The following is a 12,068-nucleotide window of genomic DNA, read 5'->3' as shown; positions in this document are numbered from 1 at the left end:
CGCCCGACAGTTGAGCGAGTGGCACATTGTTGGCGGAGATTGCAGGCTGCGCAAGCAGCATTTGTCAGCTATGCGCTGCACAATGAAGCAGCTGGCGCAATCCTTGCTAGGGTCGGGTATAAGAATTCCACGCGTTGCGCGCGTGCATCATTCGGTCACGTCACGGCGCTAACAGGACCGCCAGAACGGCAAGATTTCGGAGCAGGAATGGCGGAACTCAAGGCTGATGTGCTTGTGCTCGGCGCAGGTATGGTCGGTGTGTCGGCGGCGCTGCATCTGCAGGCGCGCGGCCGCAATGTGGTGCTGGTCGACCGGCATGAGAAGGCCGGTGAGGAGACGAGCTATGGCAATGCCGGGCTGATCCAGTGCTGTTCGATTTTTCCCTATATGCTGCCGCGCGACCTCACCAAGCTGTTTAAATATGCGCTGAACCGCGCGCCGGAGGTGCACTATCATCTCAATGCGCTGCCCGGCATGCTGCCATGGATCGTCAGATATTTCCTGAACTCGTCGCCTGAGGGAGCACTCCGCAGTGCGATGGCGGCGCTGCCGCTGATCCAGCGTAGCCTGACCGAGCACGAGGCGCTGATCGCGGAGGCCGGCGTGCCGGAGCTTCTGCGCCGGATGGGATGGATCAACGCGTTTCGCTCCGAGGCGAGTCTCGCGAAGGGGATCGCGGATCTCGAGCGCCATCGCGCCTATGGCGTGCCGGGCGACGTTCTGGACGCCGCCGCCATTGCGGAGCAGGAGCCGAACCTGTCCACCGATTTTGCCGGTGCCATTCACTGGACGTCGCCGGGCTTCGTGCCAGATCCTGGCGGCCTCGCCAAAGCCTATGCCGCGCTGTTCATCCGCAAGGGCGGGCGCTTCATCGCCGCCGATGCGCGTACGCTGGAGCATAGCGACGGCAAATGGCGCGTGGCCGGGCCGAACGGGGCGCTGGTCGCGCGCGATGTCGTGGTCGCGCTCGGGCCATGGTCGGATCAGGTGTTTCGGCCGCTCGGCTACAACATCCCGCTCAAGAGCAAGCGCGGCTATCACATCCATCTGGCGCCATCCGGCAATGCGGTGCTGCGCCATCCGGTTCTCGATGCCGATCGCGGCTATCTGCTGGCGCCGATGAATCGCGGCATCCGGCTGACCACCGGCGCCGAATTCGCGCTCCGCGATGCGCCGCCGACGCCGGCGCAGATCGAGCGGGCGCTGCCGATCGCACGGCAGACCTTCCCGCTCGGCAATCCCGTCGAGGCGAAGCCCTGGATGGGCGCGCGGCCCTGCCTGCCGGACATGCTGCCGGTGATCGGCAAGGCGCCGCGCCACAAAGGCCTGTGGTTCGATTTCGGCCACCAGCATCACGGCTTCACGCTGGGGCCGGTGACCGGCCGTCTGATCGCGGACATGGTGACGGGCGTCACGCCCTTCACTGATCCCAAGGCCTTCGCGGCCGAACGCTTCGGCTGACATCTCGCAACTGCAATGTAAATGTCACATCGCTTGCATCGGGCAGGCGTCAGCGGCGATACTGCCGCTGCGCCGCCATGTTCGCGTGAGCGGCCGGTTTGCCTCAGGAGCTGATAATGAAAGTGATCGTCACCGTGGACTGCACGCCGCTTGAGGCGCGCGAATTCCTGGGGCTGCCTGATGTGCAGCCGATGCAGTCGGCGATGATGGATCAAATGCAGAAAAAGATGATGGACAATATCGACAAGTTCTCGCCGGAGTCGATCATGCAGAGCTGGTTCTCGTTCGATCCGAAGATGGGCGAGCGCTTCCAGGAGATGTTCGCCAATATGGCCGGCCTCGGTGTGAAGCCGAAGGACAAGAAGTAGACGCGGGCTCAGCCCGCGCGGCGCGCGTTGGCCTGTAGCGGCTGCTGCAGCTTCGCCCCATGCGCATGCCGCGAGATGGCGTCGATCACCAGGGACCACATCGAGATCGGCAGAGCGTGGCCCATCCGGTCGACCATCATCAGCTTTGCGCCGGGAATCGACGCGGCCGTGTCGCGGCCGGCGGCCGGATGCACCAGAGGATCGATCTTGCCGTGGATCACCAGCGTCGGCGCGGTGACCGTGGCGAGCCTCTCTTTACGGCTGCCCGAAGCGAGGATGGCGCGGAGTTGCCGGCCGACGCCGGCCGGGCTCAGGCCGCGCGCATAGGTCCGCTCGGCGCGGTCGAGATCCCTGGCTTCGTCGTCGGGGAAGCTGCCGACGCGCAGGAACAGCCAGGTCTGCTTGAAGCGTTCGAGGAACGCCTCGTAACCGGTCGGCTGCGGCTTCAGCAGCAGCAGTGACACGGCGCGGCTCGGCTGCGGCAGGCGCGGATTGCCCGTGGTCGACATGATCGAGGTCAGCGAGCGCAGGCGCTCCGGATAAGTGATCGCCATCTCCTGCGCGATCATGCCGCCCATGGAGGCGCCAACCACATGCGCGGAGCGGATCCGCAGCACGTCGAGCAGGGCCACCACATCGGTTGCCATGTCGCTCAGCTTGTAGGGGGCGGAGACAGGCGTACCGAGAAAACGCAGCTTGGCCAGCTCGAACAGAGTGAACGGCTTGCCGCCGGCCATCTTGGAGGACAGGCCGATGTCGCGGTTGTCGAAGCGGATCACGCGAAAGCCATTGCTGGCCAATTCGCGGCAGAAGTCGTCGTCCCAGTGGATCATCTGGGCGCCGAGACCCATGATCATCACCATCGGTTCCGCGTCCGAATAGCCGAAGATGTCGTAACAGATATCGATCCCGTTCGCGCGCGCCAGCTGTGGCGGCTCGTACGGGACATCAATCGGTTCGGGGGATCGGGCGGAACGTGGGCTCATGTCAAACATATGACACGGAAAGTCCCTGCGAAAAAGTGACAAGCGCGTCATGCGCCAAACAAATCGTCGCAGCGATTAATGAGAGATTGCGCGTAAGGCAATTATGACAGTGCGGGCGGGCTTTTGTGACAGCGATTGTGACAATGGAACTGGTATCAGCCTCTCGCTAACTCCCGGCCCAGACGTCGAGCACATAGCGATTGCGGGTGCCGAGGTCGTCGATCCAGGTCAGCGCTGCAGCATCATCGCCGCCGCTGCGCTCGCGCTGGATCGCCATCAACGCCGCTTTCACATCCGGCTCCATCTTGCCGCCGTCGCCGCAGACATAAGTAATGGCGCCCTGCTGGATCAGATCCCAGACGCGATCCTTCTGCTGGGTGATGAGATGCTGCACATAGGTCTTCGGCGCATCGCCGCGCGAGAAGGCGGTGTGTAGTTCACAGATACCATCGGCGGCGAAACCCTTCAGCTCCTCGGCATAGAGAAAGTCCTGATCGGGATGGCGGCAGCCGAAGAACAGCAGCGCGGGGCCGAGCACGGCGTCTTGCGCTTTCAATGCCGCGCGCTCCTGCAGGAAGCCGCGGAACGGCGCGAGGCCAGTGCCGGGTCCGATCATGATGAGCGGCACAAGGGGATCGTGGGGCAGGCGGAAGCCGGCCTTGGTCTCGCGTACGATCGCATGCACGGTATCGCCGGCGCGGCGGCCGCTGAGATAGTTGGAGCAGACGCCTCGATAGATGCCGCGGCCGGAATGCGCCGGGCCTTGCACCACGGCGGTGGTGACGCTGCAGCGCGATGTCTCGCCTTGCGGTGACGACGAGATCGAGTAATAGCGTGGCGCCAGCAGCGACAGCATTTCCAGATAAGTGTGGAACGGCAATTCGCAGGCCGGATGTTCTTCGAGGAGGTCGAACACCGATTTGCGTTTGGCAAGGATGTCACTGCGATAGCGCTCGCTCGCAGCGGGATCGTCGCCGACATAGCCGAGCAGTTTCGGCTTGGTCATCGGGCATCGGGTGTTCTCTGCCATGATCTGGATCTGCTTGCGGGTGGCGACCTGTTGCAGCTCGACGAACTCAGTCAGCAATCGGCCGACAGAGACCACGTCGCCGACCGGCAGTTGCGCGCGACGGCCCGTCGCGACCTGCAGCCGGATCTGGTCGTCCGGCAGGAAGCCGAAACGGCGCGCGACGGCGTCGACCAAAGCGGGATCGTTGCGCGGCACCACGCTGAGGTGGTCGCCGACCCGGTAGCTCGTTCCCGCGGGCAATTCGATCTCGATATGACGTGTCGAGCGATCCGACGCGCCGTTCTGTAATTCCCTGTTGCCCAGCACCTTCATCGGGACCACGCCGCCGAGGGCGACGACGGTGTTCACCGCGCTCGGCGCGACAGGTTCGATCTGATAGAGCGGTGCATCGTCGGCGCTCCGCTCGAAGCCGGTGTCGAGGCCGAATTCCTTCACCGCGAGCGGACGCAGTTTCGCAAACCAGTCCTCGAACTGGCCGTCGAGATCGTCGCGCGCATCGCCTTCGCCGCGGACATAGGCGTTGGTCGCGCCATGTTCGCGCAGCTTGTCGTCGATATATCTAGGGATTGATTGATAGGTCGCCAGCCAGTCGCTGTTGCCGCAGCCGAACACAGCATAGCGCACCTTGGCAAAGGCGTCCTTCGGCAGGTCGGTACCCAGCCAGTTGACGAATTGCGTGGCATTGTCCGGTGCCGCGCCGTTGTAGGACGCGCAGAAGATCAGCACGCCGCCCTCGGTCGGCAGCTTGCCGACGAAATCGTCGAGCGGCGCCAGCTTGGTGGTGAAGCCGTTGACCTCGGCGAGATCGGCGACGCGTGTCGCCAGTTCCTCGGCGGTGCCAAGATTGGAGCCATAGAGCACCAGCAGCGGCGTGTTGTGGCTCGGCCGCGCACGGCCGGTGGCGACAGGCGCGAGCGGCGCGGCCGCAGCGGCTGCGCTCGTGCGTCCGGCATAGGCGCCGCGCTCGTGATCGTGGCGCGGGCGCACTTTGATCTTGAAACCGTCGGGCTTGATGGTCAGCGTTTCCTTCAGCACCATCTGGTAGCGTTTGTGGTCGGTCATCTTGAAGCGCTGCAGGATCATGCCGAGCGCTAGCGCCGCTTCATGCATGGCGAAGCCGCGGCCGATACAGGCGCGCTGGCCATTGCCGAACGGCTTCCAGGCGTTGATCGGCCGTGCGGCCTCGGCTTCCTTCGAGAAATTTTCGGGATCGAAGGCGTCGGGATTGGGTCCCCAGACCGAGGGATCGCGATGCAGCGCCAGCACCAGGATGGTAACGAAAGTGCCCTTGCGCAGCTTGTACTTGCCGCCGCCGATGGTTTCGTCCTGCACCGGCGCGATGCCATAGGCCGGCGCCGGCGGCCACAGCCGCAGCGACTCCTTCAGGATCTGCGTGATGTAATGCAGCTGCGTGACCTGCTGATAGGTCGGCTTGGCATTCACATCGGGGCCGAAGACACGGTCGACTTCCTCATAGGCCTTCTTCAGCACCTCCGGATGTTTCAGCATCGCGTAGATCGCGCATGACAGCAGACCCGACGTGGTCTCGTGGCCGGCGATCAGGAAGGTGTTGATCTGGTAGCGAATGTTGACATCGTCGAGCTGTTCGCCGGTCGCGCGGTCGACGCCGGTCATCATGGCGCCGAGCATGTCCTTCTTGGCCTCGGTCGCCTCGGCATTCTTGCGGCGCTCGGCGATGATCTCGTCGACCATGGAGTTCATGAAAGCGACGTCGCCGGCGAGATCGCGGCGGCGCTTCTGCATCCACAGACTTTCCAGCGGCAGGCCGCGGGTCATCATGATGGTCTCGAGCGAGCGCACCAGCGATTCCACGAAGGGGTGGTAGTCGCTCCGGTAGAACGAGTTGAAGCGATAGTCGAAACCGCAGAGGCCGATGGTGTCCAGCGTCAGCGCCGTCATGTCATGGACGACGTCGATTTCCTCGTCGGTATTGAGGCGTTCCCATTTCTTCACCAGCTGCTCGGCGATATCCACCATGCTCGGGTGATAGGACTGCATCGCGCGGTTGCCGAACGGCTGCAGCAGGATGTTGTGGGCCTTGGTCCAGTTCGGCTCTTTCGTATCCGCCGTGAACAGTCCGTCGCCGCCGACCGCGCGGACCCGGCGCAGCGCACCGCGCACAGCCTTGTCAAAGCGCTTCTCGTCGCTGAGCTCGTCCACCAGATCGTGGCCGCCGACGATGACGATGGGCGATCCCATCATGTCCAGCCAGAAGATCGGCCCGAGCTCCTTAGCTAGCCGCGCCAGATCCTGCACTGGCGCATTGGCGTCCAGCGACAGCATGTTGCCCACCACCGGTTTCTTCGGCGGATGCGGGATCGGGGCGAGTTTGTTGGTGGATGGCATGTGGTCGTCTTCTCCCCGCTGTCGCTTCGTTTCTTTCGTCATTGCGAGGAGCCTCTTGGCGACGAAGCAATCCAGTCTTTCTTTGTTGCTTTCTGGATTGCTTCGCTGCGCTCGCAATGACGTTGAAAAGTTTCATTCTTACCCAAACCGTCTTCGCCGCCAGTCGATCAGCACCTGGCTGACCTCGTCGGGCTTTTCCTGCTGGGTCCAGTGACCGCTGTCTTTCACCAGATATTTCTCCAGATCGGGAATGATGTTTTCCATGCCATCTGCGGAGGAGGGCGGCAGCACGGCGTCGTTCTCCGCCATGATCATCAGCGAGGGCACGCGCACGGTGTGATCGAGCCCTTCGGCGCGCGCCCAGTTGGCGCTCATGTTGCGATACCAGTTGATGCCGCCGGTGAAGCCGGATTCCTTGAACGCGTCGACGAAGATCTTCTTTTCCTCGTCGGAGAGAATCTTCTGGCGCGGGTCCTTCCCGGGATCGTAAGCAGCGACCATCTGCGGAAACGCCAGATTGGTCTTTGACGACGCGCCGATGCCGCCGACCGGCGCTTCGCCAACATTGGCGTGCTTGCGCGGCATCGGCTTGCGCATGAAGAAGTCGAAGGCCTTGTCGACATTCTCGCCGAAGATGCGATCCGGCTCGTGCGCGGGATCCTGAAACTGGACGATATACATCGTCTCGCCGAAGCGCTTCTTGTAGATCAGCAAGGGATCCACCGGTGCGCGATCGGTATGCGGCGTATTCACGCCGACCACGCCGGCGACGCGATCGCGATGCCGCAGCGGCATCTGCCAGACGATGAAGCCGCCCCAGTCGTGGCCGACGAAGATCGCCTTGTCGATCTTGAGATGATCGAGCAATGCGACGAGATCGCCGGTGAGATGTTCGATGCTGTAGTCCTCGACCGCGTCAGGCCGCGACGTCGCGCCATAGCCGCGCTGGTCCGGCGCGATCACGCGGATGCCGGCGGCAGCCAGTGCCTTGATCTGATGGCGCCAGGAGAACGCCATTTCCGGCCAACCATGGCACAGCACCACAGGCGGCGTGTCGCTCATGGGGCCGGCATCGTAATATCCCATGCGAATGCCATTCAGCTTGGCGAACTGCAACGGGGGCATTTCAATCATGGTTATTCCCTAGCTAGCGGTCTTGAGAACGTCGGGCGGCGCAAACGCCGCCTGCAGCAGCGCGAATTCGTCCGGCATCATGTCGGCGAGCACCTGCACATGCGGGATGATGTTGGCGCCGGCAATGAAGCCGAAATCGAGCTGGTCGCGATAACTCTGCACGGTGATGTTCAGCGCCAGCCCATGGGTGGCGATGGAGACCGGGAAGATATGCAGCAGCTCGGCGCCGGCCGCATAGAGTGTCTGCCGCGGACCGGGCACGTTGGACACCGTGATGTTGGCCGCCGGCGGCAACACGTCGGAGAGATTGGTGCGGCTGTAGAGCAGCGCCAGGATCTGCACCATGATCGGTGCGCCCAGCATGGAGATGTTGGAGACCTGCGGCATCAATGCGCGTAGCGGATGCGACATCTCCTTGGACTTGGTCGATTGCGCGATGATCGCTTCCAGCCGCTCCTTTGGGTCCTCGATATTAGTGGCGATCGAGCAGATCATGCCGAACACCTGATTGTTGGAATCGGTGTTGCCTTCCTCGCGCAGCGAGATCGGCACCGCGGCAGTCAGGGACTTGGCGGGCAGGGCGCCTTTTTCCTTGAGGTAGCGCCGGACAACGCCTGATGAGAGCGCCAGCACCACGTCATTGAGTTTGCCGCCCGCCTGCTTGGCTACGGCCTTGGCCGCCGACAGCGGCACCGACACGCCGGCAAAGCTGCGCTCCGAGGAGATGGTTTTGTTGAGCAGCGTCGGCGGCGACAGCATACTGGTGAGACTGTCGCGCGATTTCGGATCGGCGATTTTGGCCATCACGTCGGAGGCGCTCTTCACCATGGTCGGGATCGAGCCGGCGAATTTCACCGCGCTCTCGATCTGGAACATGGCGTTGTCGAACAGGATCGAGCCGATATCGCTCTTGCCCGAGCGCGGTAGTTCGATGCCTTTTCCGGAATTCTCGAGCGGTTGACGCCAGAGCTGCTGGTAGGAGTCGATGAAGCTCGCTGCGATATCGCGCGGCTCCTGACGCTGCTTCGCGCGCACTTCCGGCTTTTCGATCTCGCGCGGGATCGGCGTCACGTCATAGATCATGCTGGTGAGGGCCGCGCCGGCGCCGCCATCGATGCAGGCATGGTGCATCTTCGAATACAGGCCGATCTCGTTGTCCTTCATGCCCTCGAAAACATAGAACTCCCACAGCGGCCGGGCGCGGTTCAGCAGCTTGGCATGCATCCAGCCGACGATGCGCTCCAGCGTGGGACGGTCATGGGGCGCGGGCAGGCTGCCGCGGAAGATGTGACGATCGATGTCGAACTGGTCGTCCTCGACCCAGGAGGGATGGTCGATATCCAGCGGGGCCTTTTCCAGCCGGGCCTTGAGGATCGGCGCCACATGGAGGCGCGAGGCGATCATCGCCTTGAAGTCCTCGAAGAAGTCGCCCTTGTAATCCTCGGGCAGGCGAAAGATCGCCATGCTGCCGACATGCATCGGCATCTCCGGCGTTTCCAGATACAGAAACGACGCGTCCATTGAGGACAGCTTCCTGCTGGCTTCCGCCATGATACGTCCCTCCCTCGCATGGTCACCGACGCCTTTGCGGCGCTCTACCGATGAGTGTGCCTGCGCGCGGGGCGAATATGCAATGGCAAAGGCGAGGCGGGAGACCGGCCCGGCCCACGACTTAAGGCTGGGGTCGCCGAGGCGTTGGGAAGTCGGTTTGCCGACTTAAAGGGCAGGTGCCATTTGCCTTGCCCAGTTGGATATCCGGAGAATCCGCGGCTCGAAAGGCTAAATTATAAAGCTAAATCAACACGTCGGTTGATCTTTCTCTTCTGGGCTCTGGCGGTAGCCCGTTAATGCATCAGGCGCCGCCTGATTACCGGGCAGATCACGGGTTTGTGATGTTGCGATGCACCATAGATGTTGCAGTGCATTATTTACTATGTCATAGAAGTTGCACCCCGGGCCCACAACGGCGGGACGGGGTGAGCCGAGCCTGAGTGCAAGCATGAGCTTTGCAGAGGCGGCCCAACCCGAGGATGGAGACGAACATGACGATCGAAACCGAAACCAATTCCGTGCTGAACAACGTCAAGCAGGCTTTCGCGCCCGTCACCGAGGCGTTCACCAAGCTGCAGAACATGGAAGTGCCCGAAGCGACCCGTGACTTCGTCAAGCGCGCTGCCGGCACTGCCAAGGACAAGGCCGCCGACTTCCAGGCCAATTCCGAGAAGGTGACCTCCGCCATCGAAACCGCTGTGTCGAACTCGGTCTCTGAGGCGACCAAGATCAGCCGCAACGTTCAGGACGCGTTCTATGCCGACGTCCAGTCGTTCTTCGCTGGCATCGACAAGCTCGCTTCGGCGAAATCGCTGACCGAAGCCTTCCAGGTGCAGACCGATCTCGTGCGCGCCCATGGCGAAGTGCTGAGCTCGCGCGCCAAGGCGTCGACCGAATATCTCGGCAAGCTGGTGTCGGAAGGCGCCAAGAGCGCGCAGGACAACTTCTCGAAGGCGACGTCGTTCGCCAAGACCGCCTGATCCACACGCGATCAAGCGACATGAATTCGAAAGGCCCGCGCAAGCGGGCCTTTTTTGTTGTTCTGGCAGAGCAGGCCGCACGTCCCGGCGTCGGAAGCACGCTCACTTGATTGTCACGGTGATCTTGTTCGAGACGATGGGCGGGTTGAAGGGATAATGAGCGCCGTCTCCCAGCACGAGCTGGAGCGTATGTTTGCCGGGGGGCAATTCGATGCGTGCTTCGGTCTGGCCGGCTCCGAAATGGAGATGCGACTTGTCCTGTGGGATCGGCTCCTTCGGATCGAGCGGGTCATTCACATCGATCAGCAAATGATGATGGCCGCTGTTCTGGAAATTATCGCCTGCATGAGTGACGCCCATGTTGCGCAAACCGAAACGACACCAGAACCCGCCCTTGATCACCGCTTTGTCCTGTGGCCACACGAAATAGAGGACCGCATCCTTCGGTGCGGACTTTCCTTGCGCATGGACTGCAAGGGGCGCCGTTGACAGCATGGCGGACAACACGATGAGCCCGGTGATCCTCATGACGCAGCCTTTCCTTCGGGGGCGGTCTCAGGACGAAATGGCAATCCGGAAGCCGTGGGTCGGATATCGCACATTGGTGTCGTAGCCATCGCGGCTTGCGGGTCGGACGTAACGCGCATCGTTTTTCCAGGAGCCCGATCGAATGACGTGCGAGACGCAGTCGTTCTCGACCCATGGCGCGCCGTTCTGCGGGGCAGCCTGATAGTTCTTGTGCCAGCAATCCTCTGTCCATTGATTGACGCCGCCACCCATATCGTAGAGCCCGAACGGATTTGGCTTCAGACTGCCGAGCTTGAGCGGCTGTTCGGCGGCGGCGTCCGTGCAGTTCTTGCAATTGGCCATGCCGGGCTGGAGCTGATCGCCCCACCAGTATTTCGTTTGCGTGCCGCCACGCGCGGCATACTCCCATTCAGCTTCGCTCGGGAGCCGGAAGGCTTTTTGCGTTTCCTTCGCGAGCCATGCGACAAACTGCTTGGCATCGGTCCAGCTCACATCCGTGACCGGAATGTCGTCCCGCCCTGTCACCAGAAACGCGCATGCATTCGCAGCAGCGCACGCGTTCCATTCCCGAACCGAGACCGGATACTTGCTGATAGCGAAGGGCTTGATCGTGACCTGGTGGACCGGCTTTTCCGATATGTCGTCATTGCTGCCCATCGCGAAGGTCCCGCCAGGGAGCGGGACCATGACGGGCTCTATGACCGGCTTTGGTGGTGCTGGCGGCGGAGGCGGGGCAGGCGTTACCACCGGAGCAGGTTCAGGCCGGGCTTGCTTGGCGGCGGGCGCGGGCGCTGATCGGGTGCTTGCATTCCCTGTCTCTTGCGGAGGCGTTACGGGAGCTGACGCCTGATTGCCGATTTCACTGCGCGGATAAGTCTTCATGTACCAGACGCCGGCGCCTGCGAGAGCCAGCAGGATGGCGCAAAACGAAACGATCAGAACATGTTCACGCCGCTTCCGCGCCTTGTTGAATGCCGCGGGATCAGGAAGCACCCGGTAAACGCGCACCGGATCGGTAATGTTCTTGATCTTGCGGTCTCCAAGCGACTCGTAGCCGCAGACGAGCTTGTGCTTGATCTGCTCGTAGATGCCACCCGAGATGTACACTTGGCCGGGGTCGGCGATCCCCTCGAGGCGCGCAGCGATATTGACGCCATCGCCGAAGACATCATTGGGCTCGATGATCACGTCTCCCAGATTGACGCCAATGCGATATTCGATCCAGGAGCTCTTTGGCAGCGCGGCGTTGCGCCCGATCATGCTTTGCTGGATGACGATACCGCATCGAACGGCTTCGACCGGACTATCGAATATCGCAATGAACCCATCGCCAGTCCTTTTGACGAGTTTGCCGTCGTGCTCGGTAATGCTCGGCTCGATGAGGTCACGCTCGATGCGTTTGACGCGCGCATGCGTTTCTTCCTCGTCGAGTTCCATGAGGCGGCTATATCCGCAGATGTCCCCCACAACGATCGCCGCAAGGCGACGCGGCGTTCCGACGCGTGGGGTGGCGGGGTCCTTGCCCCTGCCTGAACTGATGTCACGAATCTCGCCGCGCATGACTTCGCGCCTCTACAACGGACACACGAGGTTCACTAGCCGTTCGGTCGACCGTCATGACGCTACGCTCAACGTCTCCGTCAGACAATTAGCTGAAAACGCA

At 62.3% G+C, this 12,068-nt stretch carries 9 protein-coding genes; 3 read left to right on the top strand and 6 right to left on the bottom strand.

Annotated elements, in window-relative coordinates; all coding sequences use genetic code 11:
* Positions 1-207: 207 nt before the first annotated feature.
* Positions 208-1,461, top strand: a complete 1,254-nt coding sequence (locus HP556_RS07715; protein WP_175366522.1) for an NAD(P)/FAD-dependent oxidoreductase — start codon at positions 208-210, stop codon at positions 1,459-1,461.
* A gap of 116 nt (positions 1,462-1,577) precedes the next feature.
* Positions 1,578-1,829, top strand: a complete 252-nt coding sequence (locus HP556_RS07710) for a DUF6489 family protein (RefSeq protein WP_068735746.1) — start codon at positions 1,578-1,580, stop codon at positions 1,827-1,829.
* A gap of 8 nt (positions 1,830-1,837) precedes the next feature.
* Here HP556_RS07710 and HP556_RS07705 read toward each other — a convergent pair whose 3' ends face one another.
* From HP556_RS07705 to HP556_RS07690, 4 genes are all read right to left on the bottom strand, one after another.
* Positions 1,838-2,815, bottom strand: coding sequence for an alpha/beta hydrolase (locus HP556_RS07705; protein ID WP_175366521.1), 978 nt, complete (start codon positions 2,813-2,815; stop codon positions 1,838-1,840).
* 166 nt (positions 2,816-2,981) lie between these two features.
* A complete protein-coding gene (locus HP556_RS07700; RefSeq protein ID WP_175366520.1) occupies positions 2,982-6,212 on the bottom strand; it encodes a bifunctional cytochrome P450/NADPH--P450 reductase in 3,231 nt (1,076 codons plus the stop codon).
* A gap of 138 nt (positions 6,213-6,350) precedes the next feature.
* Positions 6,351-7,346 (bottom strand): alpha/beta fold hydrolase, encoded by a 996-nt coding sequence (locus HP556_RS07695; protein ID WP_175366519.1) that lies wholly within the window; start codon positions 7,344-7,346, stop codon positions 6,351-6,353.
* A 9-nt stretch (positions 7,347-7,355) separates the two neighbouring features.
* Entirely contained in the window at positions 7,356-8,897 is a 1,542-nt protein-coding gene (locus HP556_RS07690; protein ID WP_175366518.1) for a WS/DGAT/MGAT family O-acyltransferase, read from the bottom strand.
* 491 nt (positions 8,898-9,388) lie between these two features.
* Here HP556_RS07690 and HP556_RS07685 point away from each other — a divergent pair, with 491 nt between their 5' ends.
* A complete protein-coding gene (locus tag HP556_RS07685; protein ID WP_244527903.1) occupies positions 9,389-9,877 on the top strand; it encodes a phasin family protein in 489 nt (162 codons plus the stop codon).
* Positions 9,878-9,979: 102 nt separating this feature from the next.
* On the opposite strand, the gene HP556_RS07680 is transcribed toward HP556_RS07685, so the two are convergent.
* Both HP556_RS07680 and HP556_RS07675 read right to left on the bottom strand, forming a co-directional pair.
* A complete protein-coding gene (locus HP556_RS07680; RefSeq protein WP_089265122.1) occupies positions 9,980-10,405 on the bottom strand; it encodes a DUF4399 domain-containing protein in 426 nt (141 codons plus the stop codon).
* A 27-nt stretch (positions 10,406-10,432) separates the two neighbouring features.
* Positions 10,433-11,965 (bottom strand): SUMF1/EgtB/PvdO family nonheme iron enzyme, encoded by a 1,533-nt coding sequence (locus tag HP556_RS07675; RefSeq protein WP_175366517.1) that lies wholly within the window; start codon positions 11,963-11,965, stop codon positions 10,433-10,435.
* Between the last annotated feature and the right edge of the window lie 103 nt (positions 11,966-12,068).

The organism is Tardiphaga robiniae (genome assembly GCF_013359755.1).
Lineage (GTDB): Bacteria > Pseudomonadota > Alphaproteobacteria > Rhizobiales > Xanthobacteraceae > Tardiphaga > Tardiphaga robiniae.
Note: the sequence above shows the minus strand (reverse complement) of the source record. Positions and strands in the feature narration are given on the sequence as shown.